We start from the raw sequence: 22,499 nt of genomic DNA on the forward strand, positions 1-22,499 counted from the left end.
CAGGGATGTATTCACGCCGACTTTACGCAACGCCCACCTTTGTTGACTGGATCGCACGTTTTTAGTCACAACGCCCACCTTTGTCTACTGGACCGCACGCTTTTAGCCACAACTCACCTTTGTCGACTGAACCGCGCGTTTTAGCGACGAAAAAAAGCCGCGACTTAACGCGGCTTTAACCGGTAATCAAACGATCAACGCGCTAAACGGTAATACGCCTCATTCCAGCGCAACGCATCCTTGAACGCCGGTAAGCGCGTATCCTCATCGATCACCAGCACTTCAATGCCGTTTAGCTCACCGTACAAATACATATCATCCAAATCCAGTGCCTGACTAAACACCGTATGGTGCGCGCCACCGGCCAGAATCCAGGCTTCGGAAGCGGTAGCCAGTGAGGGCTGTGCACGCCACAAAGCACGCGCGACCGGCAACTTCGGCAGCGGTTTCGGCTGCTCAATCGCATCCACTACATTCACCAGCAAACGGAAACGATCACCCATATCAATCACACTGGCATTCACCGCGCGCCCAGCCGGCGTGGAGAAAATCATGCGCGCCGGATCGGCTTTGCCACCAATGCCGAGGAACTGCACATCAATCAACGGCTTCGCCTCTTTGGCAATCGAAGGGCACACTTCCAGCATATGTGAACCCAACACCAAATCGTTGCCCGGTGAAAAGTGATACGTGTAATCCTCCATAAATGAAGTACCGCCTGCACGATTCCCGGCTTGCACCTTCAAAATATGCAGCAGCGCGGCTGTCTTCCAGTCCCCCTCACCGGCGAAACCATAACCCTGGCCCATCAAACGTTGAACGGCCAGGCCCGGCAACTGCGTCATGCCGTGCAGAGTCTGGAAATTAGTGGTAAAGGCTTTGCAGCCCTCATCATCGAGGAAACGCTTCAAACCCAGTTCAATGCGCGCCGCATCCAGCACATTCTGACGCTTCTCGCCATTCACGGCGGCAGCCTCGCTAAACAGATACTGGCTCTCGTATTCATCGATCAGCGCATGCACATCGCCATCACTGACGCTGTTCACCACCTCAACGAGATCACCCACGCCCCAACCGTTAACCGAATAACCAAATTGAATCTGCGCCGCCACCTTATCGCCTTCGGTCACCGCCACTTCACGCATATTGTCGCCAAAGCGTGCCACTTTCAGCTGCTGGCTGGCCTGCTTTGCTAATGCTGCATTGATCCAGCGTCCGATGCGCTGCTGGCTGGTCTTATCCTGCCAGTGGCCAGTCACCACGCTGTGCTGCAGGCCCATACGTGCGCCAATAAAGCCGAACTCACGGCCGCCATGAGCAGTCTGGTTCAGGTTCATAAAGTCCATATCCATACTGTCCCACGGAATTTCTGCGTTGAACTGAGTATGGAATTGCAGCAATGGCTTATTCAGGATACTCAGCCCACCAATCCACATCTTGGCCGGTGAAAAGGTATGCAGCCAGGTAATGATCCCCACACAATTGCTGTCGTGATTGGCTTCGCGGCACAGCGCCAGCGCTTCATCCGGTGATTTCACCAGTGGCTTCAACACCAGCGGCACCGGCAGCGTGCCCGCCTGGTTCAAACCGTCCATCACCTGGCGCGCGTGATGTTCGACCTGGCGCAAGGTTTCCGCTCCGTAGAGATGCTGAGTCCCAATCACAAACCAAACGTTCTGTTCCATTTCTCGCTCCTTTACTTAGCGGATGTGGCGCGGGCGGCATACTGAGGTTCAGCGGCCTGGCACCAGTTCTGATAGCGTTGATAAAGCTGTTGATAGCCCGCTACGCGCAGGCTGTTAGGCTGCAAGGTCACGGCGATCGGACTCGCCATCACCTGCTGTGCGGCAGGGACGTCGGCATACACCTTCGCGGCGACGGCGGCAAAAATGGCGGCGCCAAGCGCGCAGCATTCGTCAGAAGCCACGATATCCAGCGGGCGGTTCATTACGTCGCAGCATGCCTGCATAATGGCGGGAGACTTACGTGCGATGCCGCCAAGCGTCAGAATGCTCTCCACCGGAATCTGTTGTTTCTCGAAGCACTCCATAATGGCGCGGGCACCAAACGCCGTGGCGGCCACCAGACCACCAAACAATGCAGGCGCGTCAGTGCCGAGATTCAAATCGGTGATCACGCCTTTCAGGCGCTGATTGGCATCCGGCGTACGACGCCCGTTGAACCAATCCAGCACCACGGGCAGATGATCGAGCTGTGGATCGGTAGCCCAGGCTTCGGTAAGGGAGCGGATCAAATCCTGCTGCATTTCGGCGAGTTGCGGTTGCAACTCAGGATGGCGTGCCACGGCCTGCTGCAGCGGCCAGCCCAGCAAACGACTGAACCAGGCGTAAATATCGCCAAACGCGGACTGACCGGCTTCGCAGCCGATGGCACCCGGCACGACACTGCCATCCACCTGGCCGCAAATGCCTTTAATTGCGCGATCGCCCACTTTATCGCTGTCGGCAATCAAAATGTCGCAGGTTGAGGTGCCAATCACTTTCACCAGCGTATAGGGCTGCGCACCTGCACCGACCGCGCCCATGTGGCAGTCAAAAGCACCACCGGAGAGAATCACCTGTTCAGACAGTCCCAAACGCTGCGCCCATTCGGCAGACAACGTACCCACCGGCACATCAGCAGTGAAGGTGTCGGTAAATAGCGGGGAATCCAACTGCTCGATCAACATCGGATCGAGGGCACGGAAAAAGTCCGCAGGCGGTAGGCCATGCCATTCAGGATGCCACAGCGATTTATGCCCGGCAGCACAGCGTCCACGCCGCAACTGCGCCGGGGCGGTGCGACCGCTTAACAGTGCCGGTACCCAATCGCAGAGTTCCACCCAAGACACTGCAGCATCACGCACCGCAGCATCCTGGCGTGACACATGCAGAATCTTGGCCCAGAACCACTCCGACGAATACACACCGCCGATATAGCGGGTGTAATCGGTGAAATGACCGTTGCGGCACAGCTGATTAATCTCTTCCGCTTCTTCAATTGCGGTGTGATCCTTCCACAGAACAAACATGGCGTTGGGATTGGTCGCAAACTCCGGACGCAAGGCTAACACGTTGCCATCGCGGTCAATCGGGGCAGGGGTTGAGCCGGTGGAATCGACACCAATACCCACCACCAAAGCCCGCTGTTCCACTGTTAACGCTTGCACCACCGCCACGATCGCCTGCTCCAGCGCATCAATGTAATCCTGTGGGTGATGACGAAAACGGTTGGCATGCGCGTCACAGAATTGCCCCTGCGCCCAACGCGGATAGTTCACCACCGCGGTTTCCAGCTCTTGACCACTGCGGCAGTCCACGGCGAGGGCACGCACCGAGTCACTGCCAAAATCCAGCCCAATTGTTATGGCGCCAGCACCCATTGGGATTCTCCTGTGTGAGTTATCTGGCTCTATCCTGGAATGCGGGGGCATAAGCCGTTAGTCATCGCTGGCTGAGAATATGCACTTTTCTGCCATCGGCGAGGTTATGTGATCGGCAGCAAAAGTTAATGACTGGTTAATTTCGCTGAATATATGGAGGAATTAGTCATCGTTTTGGGATGTGATACCGCTCTACATTTTTCTTCGCCAATACCGCTACAACTAGCCCAGCGTTTGCACAGCCTTTGTACAACCTTTGAGCTAACGCGCTGATTTTGCGCTGTACCCAAACGTGAAATCCAATTGGTAGCGTTTACACCGATTCGTTATTAACAGCGATAAAACACCATTGTGCCGGAGAGCATCATGCATAAATTCACTAAAGCGCTGGCGGCGGTAGGTCTCGCCGCGGTTATGTCACAATCCGCTATCGCCGAAACCATGAAACTCGGTTTCCTCGTCAAACAACCGGAGGAACCCTGGTTCCAGACGGAATGGAAGTTCGCCGATAAAGCCGGCAAAGATCTCGGTTTCGACGTCATCAAAATCGCGGTGCCTGACGGCGAGAAAACCCTCAATGCCATCGACAGCCTGGCGGCGAGCGGTGCCAAAGGCTTCGTGATCTGCACACCGGACCCGAAACTGGGTTCAGCCATCGTGGCGAAGGCGCGCAGTTATGGCCTGAAAGTGATCGCGGTTGACGATCAGTTCGTCACCGCCAAAGGCAAGCCAATGGACACGGTGCCGTTGGTGATGATGGCGGCGACCAAAATCGGTGAGCGCCAGGGCCAGGAACTCTATAAAGAGATGCAGAAGCGCGGCTGGGATGCGAAAGAGACCGGCGTGATGGCGATTACCGCCAATGAGTTGGACACCGCGCGTCGCCGCACCGGCGGTTCGATGGAAGCGCTGAAAGCAGCCGGATTCCCGGAGAAGCAGATCTATCAGGTACCCACCAAATCCAACGACATTCCCGGCGCGTTTGATGCCGGTAACTCGCTGCTGGTGCAGCATCCCGAGGTGAAACACTGGCTGATTGTCGGCATGAATGACAACACCGTGCTGGGTGGCGTACGCGCGACTGAAGGCCAGGGCTTTAAAGCGCCAGACGTGATCGGCATTGGCATTAACGGCGTGGATGCGGTGAGCGAACTCTCCAAAGGGGCGCCAACCGGTTTCTATGGCTCACTGCTGCCAAGCCCGGATGTGCACGGTTATAAGAGCAGTCAGATGCTCTACAACTGGGTGACCAAAGGCGAAGAGCCCGCGAAGTTCACCGAAGTCACCGATGTGGTGCTGATTACCCGCGACAACTTCAAAACTGAGTTGGCGAAGAAAGGGCTGATGTAAGTCGCCTGAATGATAAACGCAGCCTCCATCCCTGGTGTTGCAGCAGGTTGGCCACCGCGTTTGCTCCCGTGTCGCTCGTCGCTGGGACAAATGTGCGAAGCCAACGCGGCAATGGCGCGAAGGATGGGGGCGAAGAGGAGTTTCCATGGAAACTGATCAAGCCTTTCTGTCCTTTCATGGCATCAGTAAAACCTTTCCGGGCGTGAAAGCGCTGCAGGATATCTCATTCCAGTGCCGCGCCGGGGAAGTGCATGCGCTGATGGGCGAAAACGGCGCGGGAAAGTCCACGCTGTTAAAGATTCTCAGCGGCAGTTATCAGCCGACTGAAGGTGAGATTCGCATCAAAGGCGAAGTGAAAAGCTTCAACAACACCGTGGATGCGCTGGATGCGGGCGTGGCGATCATCTATCAGGAGCTGCATCTGGTGCCGGAGATGAGCGTGGCGGAGAACATCTATCTCGGACAGTTGCCACACAAACGCGGATTGGTGAATCGCAAATTGCTGCGGTATGAAGCCGATCTACAGCTTAAAAATCTCGGCATGGATATCGATCCAGACATGCCGCTGAAATATCTGTCGCTCGGTCAGTGGCAGATGGTGGAGATTGCCAAAGCGCTGGCGCGTAATGCGCGCATCATCGCCTTTGACGAGCCGACCAGCTCACTGTCTGCACGTGAAATCGAGCATCTGTTCCGCGTCATTCGTCAGCTGCGCAATCAGGGCCGCACCGTGCTGTACGTGTCGCATCGTATGGAGGAAATCTTTGCCCTCAGCGATGCCATCACCGTGTTCAAAGATGGTCGCTACGTGCGCACCTTCACCGACATGCCGAACACCCATCATGACGATCTGGTACAGGCGATGGTCGGGCGTAACCTCGGCGATATTTACGGCTATACGCCGCGCGCATTGGGTAAAGTCCGTTTGCAACTTGATCAAGTAGAGGCCAAAGGCGTGCGCATGCCAATTTCGCTGACGGTACGAGCTGGTGAAATTGTTGGCCTGTTTGGATTGGTTGGTGCGGGGCGCAGTGAATTGATGAAGGGGCTGTTTGGTGCGACCAAACTGCGTGGCGGCAGCGTGTCGCTGGATGGCAAAAAGCTCAACATTCGCCAGCCAATCGATGCGATTCGCGCGGGGATCATGCTGTGTCCGGAAGATCGTAAATCCGAAGGGATTATTCCGGTGCACTCGGTGCGCGACAACATCAATATCAGCGCGCGCCGCCATAATCTCACGGCGGGGTGTCTGATCAAACCCGGCTGGGAGGCGAAGAACGCCGATCTTCACATCCGATCGCTCAACATCAAAACGCCTGGCCCGCAACAGCTGATCATGAATCTGTCGGGAGGCAATCAGCAGAAGGCGATTTTGGGTCGTTGGTTGTCCGAAGAGATGAATGTGATTCTGCTGGATGAACCGACGCGCGGTATTGATGTCGGTGCCAAGCATGAAATCTATAACCTGATTTACCAACTGGCGAATAAAGGGATCGCGGTGCTGTTTGCTTCCAGCGATCTGCCCGAAGTGATGGGCCTGGCTGACCGTATCGTGGTGATGCGCGAAGGTGAGATTGCCGGAGAACTGCCACACGATGCGGCCACGGAGCAGCTGACGCTGAGCCTGGCGATGCCGAAAACCCCTCAAGCGGCCGCCGTGGCCTGATGTAAAGGAGAGCAACAATGGCTTCATCTACCACTTCCAACACACCACCGGTGCAGCGTAACGGCCTGCAGCTGGGGCGTATCTGGGATAATTTCGGCATGCTGGTGGTTTTCGCGCTGCTGTTTATCGTTTGCGCCATCTTCGTACCCAATTTTGGCACGTTCATCAATATGAAAGGGCTGGGACTGGCCATGTCGATGTCCGGCATGGTGGCCTGCGGCATGCTGTTCTGCCTCGCTTCTGGCGATTTTGACCTCTCGGTGGCCTCGGTGATTGCCTGCGCCGGTGTGGTGACCGCGGTGGTGATCAACATGACGGAGAGTCTGTGGTTGGGCGTCGCGGCCGGTTTGGTGCTGGGTATGGCCACCGGATTTATTAATGGCTTTGTGATTGCCCGGCTAAAGATCAATGCGCTGATCACCACGCTGGCAACCATGCAGATTGTGCGTGGTCTGGCGTATATCTTCTCTGACGGGAAAGCGGTCGGCATTGAGGATGAACGCTTCTTCACCCTCGGCTATGCCAACTGGCTCGGCTTGCCAGCGCCCATCTGGCTCACCATCGCCACCATGATTGTTTTCGGTTTTGTGCTGAACAAAACCACCTTTGGTCGCAACACGCTGGCGATTGGCGGTAATGAAGAAGCCGCACGTCTGGCTGGGGTGCCGGTGGTGCGCACCCGCATCATCATCTTCATTCTTTCGGGGTTGGTTTCGGCGGCGGCGGGGATTATTTTGGCCTCGCGCATGACCAGTGGTCAGCCGATGACCTCGCTCGGGTATGAACTGATTGTGATTTCAGCCTGTGTGCTGGGCGGCGTTTCGCTGAAAGGCGGTATCGGTAAGATTTCTTATGTGGTGGCGGGCGTACTGATTCTGGGTACGGTTGAGAATGCGATGAATTTACTGAATATCTCGCCGTTCTCACAGTATGTGGTGCGCGGTTTGATACTGTTAGCGGCGGTGATTTTTGACCGCTACAAACAGAAAAACAAAGCGGCCTGATTCCAGCCGTAAAAGATGAGGCAGGGCGGCCAAATGGTCGCCCATCTGGCGCGATCCACTGCGCATTTACAGGTTACCGTGAGGGCACTATGTACCATCGTGAACCCCCCAGTGAGCAGCAGAATCCACTGCTACCCGGCTATCCGTTTAATGCCTGGCTGGTGGCGGGCTTAACGCCAATCAATGCCAACGATCAGCTGGACTTCTTTATCGACCGGCCGCTCGGCATGAAAGGTTACATCCTCAATCTGACCATCAAAGGCCAGGGGCGCATTTTTGATGGTGAGTCGGCGTTTGACTGCGAGCCCGGCGATTTGCTGCTGTTTCAGCCGAAAACTCCGCACTATTACGGCCGTTCCCCTGACAGCCCATGCTGGTTCCACCGTTGGGTCTATTTCCGTCCGCGTGCCTACTGGACGGATTGGTTACAGTGGCAGGATGAGAGCCAGGGCGTGGGGCGGTTACGTTTGCCAGAAGCGCAACGTGCCGAGTTTGACCGCCTGTTTGCCAGCATTGAGCAGACTCACAATTCGGGTCGTCGCTTTGCCGAGGAACTGGCAATGAATCTGCTGGAGCGTCTGCTGTTACGCGCGGTGGAGGAAGATCCGCGCAGCCATCAGCAAATTCGTGATCCGCGCGTGATTGAGGCCTGTCAATACGTCACCAACCATTTAGCCAGTGAGGTGAAAATCGAGGAAGTGGCGCGCCATGTGTGTCTTTCCCCGTCACGGCTGGCGCATCTGTTTCGCGAGCAGATGGGGATTAATCTGCTGCGCTGGCGCGAAGATCAGCGGGTCATCCGCGCCAAACTGTTGCTACAAACCACGCAGGAGCCGATTGCCTCGGTCGGGCGCGAAGTGGGTTATGACGATCAGCTCTATTTCTCTCGCGTGTTCCGTAAACGGGTGGGCGTCAGCCCCAGTGATTTCCGCCGCCGCAGTCAGGATGCGCACGATGCCTTAGTGGCTCAGGAGAGCTGGCAACCGGCACGGAGTGCGATCTCCTGAGTTTTCAGCTGATTCCGCCTTGTTGTTACTGGCTGATTCGTCTTAAATCAGTCTGGTAACGAACAAGAGGAATGAGAATGAGCGATAAATTACGTGTCGGCCTGATTGGCTACGGTTTTGCCAGCAAAACCTTTCATGCTCCTTTGATCGTCGGCACGCCAGGCGTTGAATTGGCAGCCGTCTCCAGCAGCGACGCCAGCAAGGTGCATGCCGACTGGCCCTCGGTGCAAGTGGTTTCCGATCCACAAGCCCTGCTGGATGATCCGACACTGCAACTGATTGTCATACCGACGCCAAATGATACTCACTTCCCGTTAGCCAAAGCGGCACTGAATGCCGGTAAACATGTGGTGGTGGATAAGCCCTTTACCGTGACACTGTCACAAGCGCGTGAGCTGGATGCACTGGCCAAAGCCAAAGGGCTGCTGCTCTCCGTATTCCACAACCGCCGCTGGGACAGTGATTTTCTGACGTTGAAAACCTTGCTGGCTGATGGCGCCTTAGGTGATGTGCGCTATCTCGAATCGCATTTCGACCGTTTCCGTCCCGAAGTTCGTCAGCGCTGGCGTGAAATGAAAGGCCCGGGCAGCGGTATCTGGTTTGATCTTGGACCCCATGTGCTGGACCAGGCGCTGCAATTGTTTGGCCCGCCGGTGGCGATCACTGTGGATATGGCTGAACTGCGTCCTGGCGCGCAAACCACCGATTATTTCCATGCGGTGCTGACTTATCCCACTCGTCGGGTCGTGTTACACGCCAGCATGCTGGTGGCGGCAGAATCTGCACGTTTTGTGGTGCACGGCACGCGGGGCAGCTACGTCAAATACGGTCTGGATCCGCAGGAAGATCGCCTGAAAGCAGGTGAACGTCCTCCGCAGGAAGACTGGGGCTATGACATGCGCAATGGCACTCTGACGCTGGCAGAAGGCGACGTGATGGTGGAAAAAGAACTGCTGACTCTACCGGGTAACTATCCGGCGTACTACGCGGCGATTCGTGATGCGATTGCGGGCACCGGAGATAACCCAGTCCATGCTGAAGAGGCGATTCAGGTGATGGAGTTGATTGAACTCGGCTTACAGTCCGCTGAGAAGCGCCAGACGATGTCGCTGAAGTGACGGAGTAAAAGCATACGCCAGGGTGATGTCACTCAAAAAGGGCCTCACCCTAACGTGCGATGTGATTTAAAGGTGCGCAGCGAAGCGCACCTTTTTACTTTTGACGTGATTACCCCGCCACGCGCTGACGCAGGGCAGCTTTCTCTGCTTCACTGAGGAAGGCAATGGTCACACCATTTTCCTGCGCCTGACGCATCTCTTCAGCGGTTAATCCTGCCTGCGGCGCAGCGTGCTCATATTCATGCGCCAGCTCAATACCCTGAACCGCCGGATCATCGGTATTAATGGTGGCGAGAATACCGTGTTGCAGGAAGGCTTTCAGCGGATGAGTGGCCAGTGAAGCTACTGTGCTGGTCTGAATGTTGGAAGTCATGCAGGATTCAATACCAATGCGCTGCTCTGCCAGGAAATCCATCAATGCGCGATCTTCAATCGCTTTTACGCCATGGCCAATACGCTCAGCGCCGAGTTCGCGAATCGCCTGCCAGATGCTTTCCGGACCAGCGGCTTCACCGGCGTGCACGGTAATACGGAAGCCGGCATCGCGCGCGCGATTGAAGTGGCTGAGGAATTCACTGCCCGGGAAGCCGAGCTCATCACCGGCCAGATCGACGGCGGTAATGCCATCACGGTGTGCCAGCAAACCTTCCAGTTCGCGCAGGCAGGCTTCGTCACCGAAGGTGCGACTCATAATGCCGATCAGGTTCACATCCACGCCGTACTGTTTTACGCCCGCGCGTACACCATCAATCACGGCTTCCACCACACCAGCGATCGGCAGGTTGTGCGTCATCGCCATATAGCCCGGTGAGAAACGCAGTTCTGCGTAGTGAATGCCAGCACGTGCGGCATCTTCCACGTTTTCCAGCGCGATGCGGCGGCAGGCATCCAAATCGCCCAACACCTTGACGCCCCAGTCCAGTTTCTGCAGGAAGCTCACCAGATCGGGTTCATTGGCTGTGACTTGCACATGCGGACGCAGTTCGTCGAGCGAGTTAGCGGGCAGCGTGAGGTTAAACTGGCGACCTAAATCAAGGATGGTTTGTGCGCGGATGTTGCCATCAAGGTGGCGGTGAATGTCGGTCAGGGGGAGTTTCAGGTCAATCATGTCGCACTCGCTAAAGTTTCATAAAGTGCAGAGCATTATAAAAACATCTTGCGCAACAGCGCCAGTGATTTGCGCAAGCTGTGAAATGGATGCTGAATTAATCAGCATCCGAACGCCTTTAACACGATTTTAAAGCCGCAATCAGACGATCCAGTCCGTCATCGAGTTTACTGCGCGGACAACCGGCATTGAGCCGCAGATATCCCCGACTGGCTTCACCGTAGGTTGAACCCGGCATGATCGCGACTTTGTACTGATGAATCAGCCGATGTTGTAATGTCTGTTCATCAATGCCCAACGGTGTGAGATCAATCCATGCCAGATAGGTAGCGGCAGGGGGCTGCCAGTTAAGCGCAGGAAAATCCGCATTCAATCGTTGCGCAATGTGCTGCATATTCGCCTGTAGATAATCGCGCAGTGCATCCAACCAGGCTTCACCTTCACGATACGCGGCAATGGTGGCAGCCACAGCCATCACCGCCGGTGACGATAAGCCATCCTGCTGTTTCAGTGCGTGGAACCAGGCCTGACGATCGGTTTCATGCGGAATGATGCCCCAGGCGCCGGTCAGTGCCGGGATGTTGAAACTCTTCGATGCCGACGTGAATAACGCCCAGGGAGATTGCGCTACCTGGCTCCATGGGATGTGGTCTGCATCGCTCAACACCATATCCATATGGATCTCATCGCTGATCACCTTCACATCGTAACGCGCACAGAGCGCGGCCATTTGCTGTAACTCCTCACGCTGCCACACTTTGCCGGTAGGATTGTGCGGGCTGCACAGCAGCATCACTTTGCAATCGGGTCGCGCCAGTAATTGTTCCAGCCGTGCCATATCACACTGCCAGTCATTACCCTGACGCTGTAGCGGCAGTTCCAGCACGCGGCGCTGATTACCGTTGATAGTGTTATAGAACGCATCGTAGGCGGGCGTATGAATCAGCACTTCATTGCCGGGTTTTGTCCAGTGGCGCATCATTTGCGCCATCATGTAGATCACTGACGGTCCATAAACCAGTGATTGCGCCTCAATGTCGGTGGCAAAACGGCTGCGCATCCAGTGCTGAATCGCCGAGGTGAAATCATTGTGCTGCCAGCGGCTGTAGCCCAATACGCCATGGTTCAAGCGCTGTTGCAACGCCTCAATGATGCAGGGTGCCGTCGCGAAATCCATATCGGAGATGGTGAAGGGCAATAAGCCCTCCACACCGAAGCGATCCGCTACAAAATCGTACTGCGTGCACCAGCTACCGTGACGATCCACGCTCTGGTCGAAATCAAACCTCTGCATCATCACACCGTCGCACTCATCAGGTGTGCCATTTCATCTTTCACCGACTGTACCTGTGGACCGATGACAACCTGCAGACTGGTTTGGTTGAGATGCACGACACCAATGGCACCGTTGGCTTTTAACGCGGCATCGTCCACCTCACTCATGTCAGCAATGGTGAGGCGCAGACGCGTCAGGCAGTTATCCAGCGAAGTGATGTTGTCCACCCCGCCCAACGCCGCCAGAATCGCCGGGGTGTTGTAACCTGATTTCCCCACGCCCGCGCGGCTGACCTGCTGCTCCACGCTGCTGGTTTCTGCTTCGCGACCCGGAGTCTTGATGTTGAAGCGGGTAATAGCAAACCGGAAGATCGCGTAGTAACCCACGAACCACACCGCGGCAATGACCGGCACCCAATACCATTTGGTAGAGAGGCCGTGCAGCACGCCGAACACGAAGAAGTCGATAACGTTGCCGTCGGTGTTACCGATAGTCACGCCGAGTATCGCCATCACGGTGAAGCCCAGACCCGTCAACAGGGCGTGGATCAAATACAGCACCGGAGCCACGAACAGGAACAGGAATTCGATCGGTTCGGTGGTGCCGCCGACGACGCAAGCCACCACACCAGAAATCAGCAGCCCTTTAATTTTGTGACGATTTTCGGGACGGGCACAGTGATAAATCGCCAGTGCCGCACCCGGTAAACCACCGAGGAAGGCCGGCATTTTGCCTTGCGACAGGAAACGCGTGGCGCTTTCCGCAAAGCTGTGAGTATCCGGGCAAGCCAACTGCGCCTGGAAGATGGTCAGGGCACCGCTGACGCTTTTGCCGCAGACGTCGAGCGTACCGCCCGCATCGGTGAAGCGAATAATTGCCACCAGAATATGCTGCAGACCAAACGGCAGCAGCAGGCGTTCGCCAGTGCCGAAGATCATCGGGCCAAATTCCCCGGCACTGTTGATCATCCAGCCGAGACCGGTGATGGCGCGCGCAAAAAAGGGCCAAATCAGCGGAACCACTAAGCCGAGCAAACCCATCACCACGGTGGTGACAATCGGCACAAAGCGCGTACCACCGAAGAAGGCGAGTGCATCCGGCAGGCGAATGTTGTGGAAGCGTTCATGCAGCCAGAACACCACCACACCAACGATCACCGCGCCCAGGATACCGGTATCAATGGATTGGATGCCAAGGATATTTTGAACGTTGTTGGCTTTCAGCACCGCCGCGTCGGTGGTGGGAAGAATGCCATTGATATTGAGCCAGAAGTTGACGCTCAGGTTCAGGACTGCATAGCCGACGAAACCGGCAAAGGCAGCGACGCCTTTGTTCTCCCGCGCCATGCCCAGTGGAATCGCAATGGCGAACATCACTGGCAGATAGCTGAAGGCAAATGAACCCAGCTTTGCCATCCAGATAAACAGATATTGCAGGAAGGGCTGATCGAGCATCGGGATCAGCGTCAAGACATCGTGACTGCTGAGCGAGCTGCCTATCCCAAGCAAAATGCCGCAAAAAGACAGCAGGGCGACGGGCAACATAAAGGTTTTACCCAGACTCTGGAAAAATTCCCAAAGTGACATTTTGGGTCGGCTGGCGGACATGGTCTCTCCTGGTTAAAAAGCGACAAGTTTTCATAAAGGTAAAGAATGATAAAACGTTTTACCAAGCAGTTTTGTGGCTATAGTCACAAAGCGTGACTAATCCCAGGCTTTATTTTTGCGTCAATCAGTGTAACGTTTTACCTCTTTGTTTCTTCATCAGTTGTTGGAAACGGAACCGAATGTCTCAGCCTAAAACCACTATTCACGATGTCGCGCAGGCGGCTGGCGTATCGGTATCGACAGTCTCTTTGGTGCTGTCCGGCAAAGGTCGTATCTCTTCCGCCACGGCCGAACGCGTTAATCAGGCGATTGAGCAGCTGGGATACGTGCGCAACCGTTCAGCCTCCATCCTGCGTGGTGGCGAGAGTGGTGTCATAGGTTTGATTGTGCGCGATCTCAGCCAGCCCTTTTACGCGGCGATGACCGCAGGCTTGAGCGAAGTGCTGGAACAGCAGGGCAAAGTCCTGGTGCTGACGCAAAGTGGTCAGCACGGGCAAAATCTGCAGCGCTGTTTCGATTCATTGGTGGCGCAAGGGGCCGATGGCATCGTGTTGGGCGGCGCCGTGGCGCAGGCGGAAATGCTGGTGGCGCAGGCACACGAACAGCAAATTGCCTTGATCTGCGCCGCGCGGGCCAGCAGCCTCGATAAAGTCGATTCCTTGCGTCCAGACAACAGCCAGGCCGCGCGCATCGCGACGGAGTATCTGATCCGTCAGGGGCATCAGCGTATCGCGTGGGTAGGTGGATTGGGGTCTTCACTGACGCGTGCTGAAAGAATTGGCGGTTATTGCGCCACACTGCTGCAATACGGTTTACCGTTCCGCCCGGACTGGATCATTGAGTGTGATGACCGGCAACAGAGCGTATCGGCATTGACGCAAGACTTACTGCATCATCACCCACGCATCACCGCTATCATTGCCCATAACGCCAGCACGACGCTCGGCTGCTATTTTGGTGCGATCCACAGCGGACGCTCGCTGGGCGAAGATGCGGTGGACAGCTACTTCACGCAAAAGCTGGCGCTGGTCGGCTTTAATGACGATCCGCAACGCGAATCGTATGACTCCTCGCTGACGTTTGTCAGTAGTGAAGCGCGTGATGTAGGAAGGCGAGCCGCAGAGCGTATTTTGCAGCGTCTGGCACAGCCGGAAGCTGAAGTACAAACCTTGATTGTGCCGCCACTGTTGGTGCGAGGGGGAGAGTAGAAGAAGCGTGATGGGAAAGGGCGCATTTAGGTGCAGCCAGAAAGCAGCGCCGGTTCGGCGCTGCATCCTCTGATTACTCAGGCATCCCTTCGCTGGTCTGCGCACCCAGCATATAGCGAGACAAGAACTGTTCCAGTGACATCTTGTCGCCATTCATCGTCACCTGGCCGTTGCCGTACTGCAGGCTGGTGGTGATGTTGTCATCCTGTTGCTGCGTCAGACGGAACATCTGGCCCATTGCCGCCAGACCTTTCACCTGCTGGTCCGCCATCTTCTGCGCATCGTCGCTCTGATAACCTTCGGCCAGGCCGACATGACGCATCGTTTCGGTGGCCATTGGCATATTGATGTTCAGTTTGCCATCCAGCGTTTTCAGTACGCGATCCACTGCCGCGCTCAACGTCTGCGCTTCACCGGTGACGGTGGCGGGATCGTTAAAGCCGATGCTAAGGTTAAAGGTGCTTTCCCCTTTATCGTTTTTCCAGCTCAGCGGCGCGATGCTGACGGTAGGTGAACCCTTCAGCAGCGTCGGCAGGTTATTCTTCAGGATGGTCTGCACGCTAGCCTGATAGCGGACGGGGTCCTCGACTAAACCTGGCTGGTTCAGCAGTGCCTGCATCTGCGCGTTGTAGCTATCCGAGAAGGTTTTCACCGCTTGCGCATCAAACTGTGCAAACTTCATCGCCAGCTTAGCTTCGCCGAACGGCTGCTTCTGCAAGCTAATATTGCCGACGTTCATATTCAGATCGCCGCCGATTTTGCCATCTTTATTATCGAAGGAGGATTGGGTGTCCAGCTTCTGTAATGACAAACCTTCCTGACCGTTAATGCTGGCGTCGACTTTATCCAGGCTGATGGACTGATCGCCGACGCGCACGCCTTCCGGGCTGAGATGGGTATCACCCTTCAGCTTCAGGCCGTTAAGGGTAAACAGCACCGGCTGCTCAATCTGGTTTTTGCTGGTGACGGCAATGCTGGAAAAGTCACCGTTCAGGCTGACTTTATCGCCTTTACTGTCTGCGCTGATCTCCAGGGTTCCGCCGTTGGTGGCAAGACGGTCGCCAGTCTGCGCGTTGTTATAATCCACCGCCAGCAGATCCAGTGCGGTGTCGGTGGCCCCGCTGTAGCCCACACGCGTATCAGCGGTCACCAACGATTTGCCGTTGGTAAGCTCAAACAGTTTCTTCACCGCATCGGTGTTTTCCAGCTCGGTATGCACCGAAGCCATGCTCGGAATCAGGCTGCCGCGTTTCAGCTGCGCAAAGGGGAAGGGACCATGGTCGATGGTTTCGTTCAGCACGATGCTTTGACCCGGCTTCAGCAGCGGGTTGTCTTCAGTCTGTGAACTGGCCTGAATCACCAGTTTGGTTTTGCTGCTGAAGATGCCGCGCTGGTAATCCTGATAGCTGAGCGTCAGGCGAGCGTTCGGTGCATAGGCATTAAGCTGCGTGTTGGCATTCTGCAACATCTGATCCATATGGCTTTCCAGCTGCTTGCCGGTAAACCAGGCCGCGCCTGTCCAGATCACGCCGAGCGCCACAATCACACCTACGGCAACCTTGGTCTTTTTCATCGCTGAGTCGTCCTTATCCTTGGGTCCGCACGCCGCTACATGGGGTGCGACGGTGAAGAAAAACGCCCGCAGGCGTTTTAAAGTAATAGTTTGAAAGAATAGCAGTTAATGCTGGTATCGTCAGCCGGATCAGCTGAGCGCGTTATAGACCCGCGCCAGGCGTCCTGTGCCTGCGGCATTAACCGGGGATTCATTGGCAGCAACGAAGCATGATTCACCGGGCTTCAACAGCAGTTGCTCACCTGACTTCTCAATCACCGCCTGACCTTCGATACAAAATAGCAGCGCCGCACTCTGTTGCGCTAACGGCTGTGGTGTGGCGGAGAGGGCGTGGATGGCAAAGGCAAAATCGTCCACCGGAATCGGGAAGTCCAGCGTGTCTCCCACTTGCTGAGGCTGCGTCAACAAGGTGGCAGCGGGTTTCGCTTCAAACTTCAGGTTCGCCATCAACTCAGGGATATCGATGAATTTTGGTGTCAGTCCCGCACGCAGTACGTTATCGGAATTCGCCATCACTTCCAGTGCCACGCCTTTCAAATAAGCGTGCGGCGTTTCGGCAAACAGGAACATGGCTTCGCCGGGCTGCAGAGTGATGACATTTAACAACAGCGGTGAGAACAAGCCGGTATCGTCCGGATAATCTGCCGCAATGCTTTTGATGGTCTGCCAGGGTTCGCCGCCACGTGAGTTGAGCGCCGATTTCAGTACCGCTAACGCCAGTGATTTAGGTTCATCATTTAGCGATAGCAGTGTAGAGAACAGTTTGGCAAGGCTGACTTCATCAGGTTTTTCAAGGAAGTGAGCGATTTGCGGGTGGGCACCCGCCACGGGTTCCAGCAGCGAGACAATCTCGTGCATTTCGCGAAAGCCGTTCATCGCCTGGAAAGGGGTCAGGGCATACACCAGTTCCGGCTTATGATTCGCATCTTTGTAGTTGCGTTCAGCGGCGCCAATCGGAATACCGGCAGCATTCTCGCGCGCAAAACCCTCTTCAGCAGCGGCTTTGCTCGGGTGAACCTGAATCGATAAGGCCTGATCGGCACACAGCACCTTAAACAAAAACGGCAACTCACCAAAACGCGCTGCGACTGCCGCGCCTAAGGCTGCGGTCTGGTCATCATTGATCACATCGCGAAGGGAACGCCTTTCACCCTTGAACTCAACGGTTGACGGACTTTTAGGATGGGCACCCATCCACAGTTCCGCCATCGGTAATCCTTGCGGGTTCTCAATGCCGTAAAGTTCGGTCAGCGCAGTTTTGCTGCCCCAAGCGTAATTTTGCAGCGAATTGTTCATTTTTTGCATCGTTTACCCTTAATAACCGTAAGTAAATAGGCTTATTAAAGCAGAAAGTGCCATACAAAATACATCAACAAGTGCAATAAACGCGATGGGCTCGCATAATGTTAATTTCTTGTGTGTGACAATCTTGCTCGCTCAACGGCGTCGCGGGAAGACGACCTGGGCGGAAACCTCAAATCTGAGCTAAGGAGACGTAGTCATGGCAGCGAATCGCATTGAAAAAGATTCAATGGGACCGATCGAAGTACCGGCAGATAAGTTGTGGGGGGCACAAACCCAGCGTTCGCTGGAGCATTTCCGTATCTCAACCGAGAAGATGCCCGTCGCATTAGTGCATGCGTTGGCATTGACCAAACGCGCTGCAGCCCAGGTGAACCGCGATCTTGGCCTGTTGCCAGCAGAGCGGGCTGAAGCGATCCTGAATGCCGCTGATGAAGTGCTGGCTGATAAACACAGTGACGAGTTCCCGCTGGCGATTTGGCAGACCGGTTCCGGTACTCAGACCAACATGAATATGAACGAAGTGCTGGCCAACCGTGCCAGTGAAATTCTCGGCGGCGAGCGTGGCATGTCGCGTTTGGTGCACCCAAACGATGACGTCAACAAGAGCCAGAGCTCCAACGACGTGTTCCCCACCGCCATGCACGTGGCTGCGGTCATCGCCGTGCGGGAGCAGCTGATTCCGCAGATTCATGTCCTGAAAAAGACCCTGAGCGAGAAGTCTGAAGCCTTTAAGGACATCGTGAAGATTGGTCGTACTCACCTGCAGGATGCCACGCCGTTGACGCTGGGTCAGGAGATTTCCGGCTGGGTCGCGATGCTGGAACATAACCTCAAGCACATCGAACACAGCATTCCCCATGTCGCTGAACTGGCGCTGGGTGGCACGGCGGTGGGCACCGGCTTAAATACCCATCCGGAGTATGCGGTTCGCGTGGCGAAAGCGCTGGCCGAACTGACTCAGCAACCGTTCGTTACTGCACCGAATAAGTTTGAAGCGCTGGCAACCTGCGATGCGCTGGTGCATGCACATGGCGCATTGAAAGGCCTGGCGGCGTCTCTGATGAAAATCGCCAACGACGTGCGCTGGCTGGCATCGGGTCCGCGTTGCGGGATTGGCGAACTTGCCATTCCGGAAAACGAGCCGGGCAGCTCAATCATGCCAGGTAAAGTGAACCCGACGCAGTGTGAAGCGCTGACCATGCTGTGCTGCCAGGTGATGGGTAACGACGTCGCGGTGAACATTGGTGGGGCATCGGGCAACTTCGAGTTGAACGTGTTCCGTCCGATGGTGATCCATAACTTCCTGCAGTCAATTCGCTTGCTGGCTGATGGTATGGACAGCTTCAACCATCACTGTGCGGTGGGCATCGAACCGGTACGCGAGCGCATCGATCAGTTGCTGAATGAATCGTTGATGCTGGTGACCGCGTTGAATACCCATATCGGTTACGACAAAGCGGCAGAAATCGCCAAGAAAGCCCATAAAGAAGGGCTGACGCTCAAAGGCTCAGCGCTGAAGCTCGGCTATCTGACCGAAGAGCAGTTTGACGAGTGGGTACGGCCGGAAGAGATGGTTGGCAGTATGAAGCAATAATTATCGCGGTTAACTGAGGGTTGATACGGCTCAATTCAGCGATAATGGGTTATTACAGAGGCGGCCTAAGGGCCGCTTCTTCGTTAAAGCTTGTCGCTCCACAAATGTAATCGTGGGATCACCAGATGCAGCGGCTGCGCCAGCGGCTTATGACGATGCGTGACGTTATCAGCATCGTAATCCAGCAATTCCCCCAAAATTGGCACCTGCGTCTTATCCCGGCACAACACCAGCAGCGGTGAAGGGCAGGCGAGTTGCACCTGTTTCTTATTACTGGCGCGCCACACGCGGGCAATTGGCTGCACCTTCACAGGACGTTTGATTTTCAGTTTCGCATCGGCGGGCAGTGACAGGATCATGTCCAGCTCCTGCTGGACTTTCTCTGCCCACTGTTCGCGCGTCCAGGGCGCTTGCGCACGGTTTGCCTTCAGGCTGCGTTCCAGTTGCTCGACCACGGCTTCACGCGTCAGATTTTTAATGATGTTCTTGTTGGCCCAGCCAAAACGCAGGCTATCCGGCGCGTGCAGTAAGGTCACGCTACGGTAGGCGTTCAGAGTGATTAAACCGCGCAAATGCTGGTGAACAAACTCAAAGCGTGCCTCACTCGGCAGGCCTGATTCCACGGTAATCAGGTGCTCAAGGCGCAGTTTAAGCGCATTGATATCGGCCACCTGCTGACTGATGTGCTCGCTGACGGCTTCATCCGCTTCTATACAGATGGCGCCAGGCAAACGCACCGCAGCCTTGGTGCTGAGTTTTTCCGACTGGTGCTGCATAAACAGACGACAGTAGTGAGCCAGCGCCATGTCACGTGCTTTTTGCCCGAGATGTTGAGTGACGGCGATACGCTCAATCTCATCATTCTCGTGGCCTTTCTCGATTTCGGGCAAGCTGAATGCGCGCGCAATCAGCAACGGCTGTTGTTCGACCTGCTGGCGCAGAGTCGTTAAACCTTGTTCCAATGCGTTGACGCACTCGTGCAAATCAGCCACTAAATCATAGCGAGACATGTTACGCTCCGTAGTTACAACATACCATTTAACTTATCGTATTTGGTGCCGATCTTCCACTCTGTAAACGTGATTTCGCGAAGCAGGGCACACAAGCATTTTTCCAGCAGGATGAACATGTTATAACAATGCTTTGCCTGCTAATGGAAACGTGTCGTGGAGCATCACCCTAAACCTGCGGTTCCTGCCATTGTGACATTGGGCGGGGTCCAAATCCTTTCATGGGGCGGATCCTTTTATCTCATGGCCGTGATGGCGAATCCGATTATCGCGGAAACCGGCTGGTCTCAGCAGTGGGTGTATGGCGCGTTGTCCCTGGGCATTTTGGTTTCTGGCCTGTTAGCGCCCTGGAGTGGCCGCTTGATTGCTGGCAGCTATGGTCGCGTGCTACTGGCGTCGAGTGGAGCGATGATGGCATTGGGTCTGGTCATCATGGGATTGAGCCACCATTTACTGCTGTTTCTCTTTGCCTGGCTGATTATCGGCATTGGAATGGCGATGGGTTTATACGACGCCCTGTTTGCCACTCTTGGAACGCTGTACGGTGGACAGGCTCGCGGTGCGATCACCGGCATTACCTTAATCTCCGGCTTTTGCACCACGCTGGTGTGGCCGGGCACTGCGCTGCTGATTCACTGGCTTGACTGGCGTGGCGCCTGTTTCGCCATTGCCGCGCTGTTATGCCTCACCGTGCTGCCTGCCTACTGGTATGCCCTGCCTGCGCCAATTCAGCCCATCGTGAAAACGGCAGCAAAGCAGCGTAACGCCAGTGGTGATTTGGCACCCGCGCTGTTTTGGTTGCTATGCAGCATTTTTACCCTCGCTTCGGTGATCATGACTGCTATTTCGGTGCAGTTGATCAGTCTGTTACAGGCCAGCGGTCACTCATTAACCGCCGCCTTAGCCATCAGCGCGATTCTGGGCCCTTGTCAGGTGGGGTCACGTATTGTGGATATCGCGTTCAAACGCGGACATCCGATCTGGACGACATTTTTCTCGGTAGGATTAGTGGCGATAGGGCTGCTGTTACTGACCCTTTATCCTAAATTCGCACTGGTCAGCATGGTGCTCTATGGTGCCGGAAATGGCCTGCGTGCCATTGTGCGCGGAACTTTACCGCTAGTCATGGTCAAACCAGAGGCTTATGCCATTGTGGTTGGGCGCATGGCGCGCCCGGCACTGATTGGCCAAGCGTTAACGCCATTGGTAGGGGGATATGTTTTTCAGCAATTCGGCGCAAATGCCACACTAGGGTTGCTGTGCCTGCTGGCGTTAATCAACGTGTTGTTGGTGGGGGTGCTGAAGCAAAAATTGCCTGCACTGAAGCCGAAAACGTAAAAGGGGGCGATAAACTAAGCAGCCTGTGCGCTTCTGCCTGATCAAATGATGAATACGTGCCTTGATCACAGTCGCTGGCTTCTAAAAAGCAACAGTGTTTGTTATATTTATTGCTCATTGATTACTCACTGTCGCGGTATGAAAACAATAAGATAGACCGCAAATCAGGATACAGAAATGCTAGATTACCGCTTCCCGACAGCTTTGCAGATGGTTTTGAGCGTAGCGATGGCGGAGCAACTGGGCAAACGCTCGACCAGTGCTATTTTGGCTTATGGTCTTGAAGCGAACCCCAGTTTCATTCGGAAACTGATGGTTCCGTTAACACGCGATGGCATCATCGTCTCTACGCTTGGACGTACCGGTTCGATCCACTTAGGCCGTCCGGCGGCGGAGATCACGCTGCGTGACATTTATACTTCTGTAATTGAAGATAAAAAGCTCTGGGCTTCACGCCCTGATGTGGCACCGCGTTGCCTGGTCAGTGCGAATTTGTGCTGGTACTTCAAATCGATTGCGGAAGAAGCAGAAGAAGCGTCGTTGAAGGTGCTGGAGACGCGTACGGTGGCTGACGCACTGGCTGAGCTAAAGAAACACGATACCAGCAGCTGCGATGAATTGCCCGATCTCGAAATCGAAGATCTCTGCAAACGAACCCGCTGAAATCAGTAAAACGGTTACCGGACATCCGCCCGGTAACCGAGATTTTTACGACTTAGACACCCCGTCCTTTGACATCTCATCTTTTTCCATACCGTCTTTTGCCATGCCATCGTGAGTCAGACCTTGTTTGAACGGCCTTCCATCATTGACCCTGACCGCCGCAACAATGGTGGACTGGGTTTAGTGATCGTTCGTCGTATGGTGCAATTGCATCGCGGTGACATTGCCCTGAAACCCGCGCCGGGTGCCTGTTTCAGGCTCTTCGTTCCCTTATAAAAAAGGCGGCCATC

At 55.3% G+C, this 22,499-nt stretch carries 18 protein-coding genes; 10 read left to right on the top strand and 8 right to left on the bottom strand.

Annotation, left to right across the window (positions count from 1 at the left end; genetic code table 11):
* Window positions 1-194: 194 nt before the first annotated feature.
* Together araA and IAE30_RS08085 are read right to left on the bottom strand one after the other, a co-directional pair.
* A complete protein-coding gene (gene araA / locus IAE30_RS08080; RefSeq protein WP_038647218.1) occupies window positions 195-1,685 on the bottom strand; it encodes an L-arabinose isomerase in 1,491 nt (496 codons plus the stop codon).
* An 11-nt stretch (window positions 1,686-1,696) separates the two neighbouring features.
* Entirely contained in the window at window positions 1,697-3,382 is a 1,686-nt protein-coding gene (locus tag IAE30_RS08085) for a ribulokinase (protein WP_200679120.1), read from the bottom strand.
* Window positions 3,383-3,748: 366 nt separating this feature from the next.
* Here IAE30_RS08085 and IAE30_RS08090 point away from each other — a divergent pair, with 366 nt between their 5' ends.
* From IAE30_RS08090 to IAE30_RS08110, 5 genes are all read left to right on the top strand, one after another.
* Entirely contained in the window at window positions 3,749-4,732 is a 984-nt protein-coding gene (locus tag IAE30_RS08090) for an arabinose ABC transporter substrate-binding protein (protein WP_038647214.1), read from the top strand.
* Window positions 4,733-4,877: 145 nt separating this feature from the next.
* Window positions 4,878-6,398: an L-arabinose ABC transporter ATP-binding protein AraG gene (gene araG, locus IAE30_RS08095; RefSeq protein WP_200679122.1), complete on the top strand. Its 1,521-nt coding sequence runs from the start codon at window positions 4,878-4,880 to the stop codon at window positions 6,396-6,398.
* Window positions 6,399-6,415: 17 nt separating this feature from the next.
* Window positions 6,416-7,402 (top strand): L-arabinose ABC transporter permease AraH, encoded by a 987-nt coding sequence (gene araH, locus IAE30_RS08100; protein ID WP_034827386.1) that lies wholly within the window; start codon window positions 6,416-6,418, stop codon window positions 7,400-7,402.
* Between the two features lie 89 nt (window positions 7,403-7,491).
* Window positions 7,492-8,409, top strand: coding sequence for an arabinose operon transcriptional regulator AraC (gene araC, locus IAE30_RS08105; RefSeq protein ID WP_034827384.1), 918 nt, complete (start codon window positions 7,492-7,494; stop codon window positions 8,407-8,409).
* Window positions 8,410-8,486: 77 nt separating this feature from the next.
* On the top strand, window positions 8,487-9,527 hold the full coding sequence (locus IAE30_RS08110) for an oxidoreductase (RefSeq protein WP_038647207.1): 1,041 nt from the start codon (window positions 8,487-8,489) through the stop codon (window positions 9,525-9,527).
* Between the two features lie 109 nt (window positions 9,528-9,636).
* Here IAE30_RS08110 and add read toward each other — a convergent pair whose 3' ends face one another.
* The 3 genes from add to malX form a co-directional block, all read right to left on the bottom strand.
* Window positions 9,637-10,635 (bottom strand): adenosine deaminase, encoded by a 999-nt coding sequence (add, locus tag IAE30_RS08115; protein ID WP_200679124.1) that lies wholly within the window; start codon window positions 10,633-10,635, stop codon window positions 9,637-9,639.
* 118 nt (window positions 10,636-10,753) lie between these two features.
* Window positions 10,754-11,932, bottom strand: coding sequence for a MalY/PatB family protein (locus IAE30_RS08120; RefSeq protein ID WP_200538618.1), 1,179 nt, complete (start codon window positions 11,930-11,932; stop codon window positions 10,754-10,756).
* Window positions 11,932-13,518 (bottom strand): maltose/glucose-specific PTS transporter subunit IIBC, encoded by a 1,587-nt coding sequence (gene malX, locus IAE30_RS08125; protein WP_200679126.1) that lies wholly within the window; start codon window positions 13,516-13,518, stop codon window positions 11,932-11,934. The genes IAE30_RS08120 and malX overlap by 1 nt, the downstream gene beginning before the upstream one ends.
* Window positions 13,519-13,697: 179 nt before the next feature.
* On the opposite strand from malX, the gene malI reads away from it, so the two are divergent.
* Window positions 13,698-14,726, top strand: coding sequence for a Mal regulon transcriptional regulator MalI (malI, locus tag IAE30_RS08130; protein WP_038647199.1), 1,029 nt, complete (start codon window positions 13,698-13,700; stop codon window positions 14,724-14,726).
* A 73-nt stretch (window positions 14,727-14,799) separates the two neighbouring features.
* On the opposite strand, the gene IAE30_RS08135 is transcribed toward malI, so the two are convergent.
* Together IAE30_RS08135 and manA are read right to left on the bottom strand one after the other, a co-directional pair.
* Window positions 14,800-16,299: a YdgA family protein gene (locus tag IAE30_RS08135; RefSeq protein ID WP_200679128.1), complete on the bottom strand. Its 1,500-nt coding sequence runs from the start codon at window positions 16,297-16,299 to the stop codon at window positions 14,800-14,802.
* A gap of 129 nt (window positions 16,300-16,428) precedes the next feature.
* Entirely contained in the window at window positions 16,429-17,604 is a 1,176-nt protein-coding gene (manA, locus tag IAE30_RS08140) for a mannose-6-phosphate isomerase (RefSeq protein WP_200679130.1), read from the bottom strand.
* A gap of 196 nt (window positions 17,605-17,800) precedes the next feature.
* On the opposite strand from manA, the gene fumC reads away from it, so the two are divergent.
* Entirely contained in the window at window positions 17,801-19,198 is a 1,398-nt protein-coding gene (gene fumC, locus IAE30_RS08145) for a class II fumarate hydratase (protein WP_200679132.1), read from the top strand.
* A gap of 83 nt (window positions 19,199-19,281) precedes the next feature.
* On the opposite strand, the gene tus is transcribed toward fumC, so the two are convergent.
* Complete coding sequence (tus, locus tag IAE30_RS08150; protein WP_045832010.1) at window positions 19,282-20,208, bottom strand: DNA replication terminus site-binding protein; 927 nt, start codon at window positions 20,206-20,208, stop codon at window positions 19,282-19,284.
* A gap of 156 nt (window positions 20,209-20,364) precedes the next feature.
* On the opposite strand from tus, the gene IAE30_RS08155 reads away from it, so the two are divergent.
* From IAE30_RS08155 to IAE30_RS08165, 3 genes are all read left to right on the top strand, one after another.
* Window positions 20,365-21,546 (top strand): MFS transporter, encoded by a 1,182-nt coding sequence (locus IAE30_RS08155; RefSeq protein WP_200679133.1) that lies wholly within the window; start codon window positions 20,365-20,367, stop codon window positions 21,544-21,546.
* A gap of 177 nt (window positions 21,547-21,723) precedes the next feature.
* A complete protein-coding gene (locus IAE30_RS08160; RefSeq protein WP_038647187.1) occupies window positions 21,724-22,209 on the top strand; it encodes an Rrf2 family transcriptional regulator in 486 nt (161 codons plus the stop codon).
* 123 nt (window positions 22,210-22,332) lie between these two features.
* The gene (locus IAE30_RS08165; protein WP_200679489.1) at window positions 22,333-22,485 is read left to right on the top strand and encodes an ATP-binding protein; all 153 of its coding nucleotides are present in this window, start codon (window positions 22,333-22,335) and stop codon (window positions 22,483-22,485) included.
* Window positions 22,486-22,499: the final 14 nt, after the last annotated feature.

Origin of the sequence: Pantoea sp. S61, assembly GCF_016625145.1 — a bacterium.
Classification (GTDB): domain Bacteria; phylum Pseudomonadota; class Gammaproteobacteria; order Enterobacterales; family Enterobacteriaceae; genus Pantoea; species Pantoea rwandensis_B.

Coding starts and splice junctions, on each gene's coding strand:
- IAE30_RS08090 (WP_038647214.1), top strand. CDS start 3,749: ATGCATAAATTCACTAAAGCGCTGGCGGCGGTAGGTCTCGCCGCGGTT.
- araA (WP_038647218.1), bottom strand. CDS start 1,685: ATGGAACAGAACGTTTGGTTTGTGATTGGGACTCAGCATCTCTACGGA.
- manA (WP_200679130.1), bottom strand. CDS start 17,604: ATGCAAAAAATGAACAATTCGCTGCAAAATTACGCTTGGGGCAGCAAA.
- add (WP_200679124.1), bottom strand. CDS start 10,635: ATGATTGACCTGAAACTCCCCCTGACCGACATTCACCGCCACCTTGAT.
- malI (WP_038647199.1), top strand. CDS start 13,698: ATGTCTCAGCCTAAAACCACTATTCACGATGTCGCGCAGGCGGCTGGC.
- IAE30_RS08120 (WP_200538618.1), bottom strand. CDS start 11,932: ATGATGCAGAGGTTTGATTTCGACCAGAGCGTGGATCGTCACGGTAGC.
- malX (WP_200679126.1), bottom strand. CDS start 13,518: ATGTCCGCCAGCCGACCCAAAATGTCACTTTGGGAATTTTTCCAGAGT.
- IAE30_RS08110 (WP_038647207.1), top strand. CDS start 8,487: ATGAGCGATAAATTACGTGTCGGCCTGATTGGCTACGGTTTTGCCAGC.
- IAE30_RS08085 (WP_200679120.1), bottom strand. CDS start 3,382: ATGGGTGCTGGCGCCATAACAATTGGGCTGGATTTTGGCAGTGACTCG.
- IAE30_RS08135 (WP_200679128.1), bottom strand. CDS start 16,299: ATGAAAAAGACCAAGGTTGCCGTAGGTGTGATTGTGGCGCTCGGCGTG.
- araC (WP_034827384.1), top strand. CDS start 7,492: ATGTACCATCGTGAACCCCCCAGTGAGCAGCAGAATCCACTGCTACCC.
- araG (WP_200679122.1), top strand. CDS start 4,878: ATGGAAACTGATCAAGCCTTTCTGTCCTTTCATGGCATCAGTAAAACC.
- IAE30_RS08160 (WP_038647187.1), top strand. CDS start 21,724: ATGCTAGATTACCGCTTCCCGACAGCTTTGCAGATGGTTTTGAGCGTA.
- tus (WP_045832010.1), bottom strand. CDS start 20,208: ATGTCTCGCTATGATTTAGTGGCTGATTTGCACGAGTGCGTCAACGCA.
- fumC (WP_200679132.1), top strand. CDS start 17,801: ATGGCAGCGAATCGCATTGAAAAAGATTCAATGGGACCGATCGAAGTA.
- araH (WP_034827386.1), top strand. CDS start 6,416: ATGGCTTCATCTACCACTTCCAACACACCACCGGTGCAGCGTAACGGC.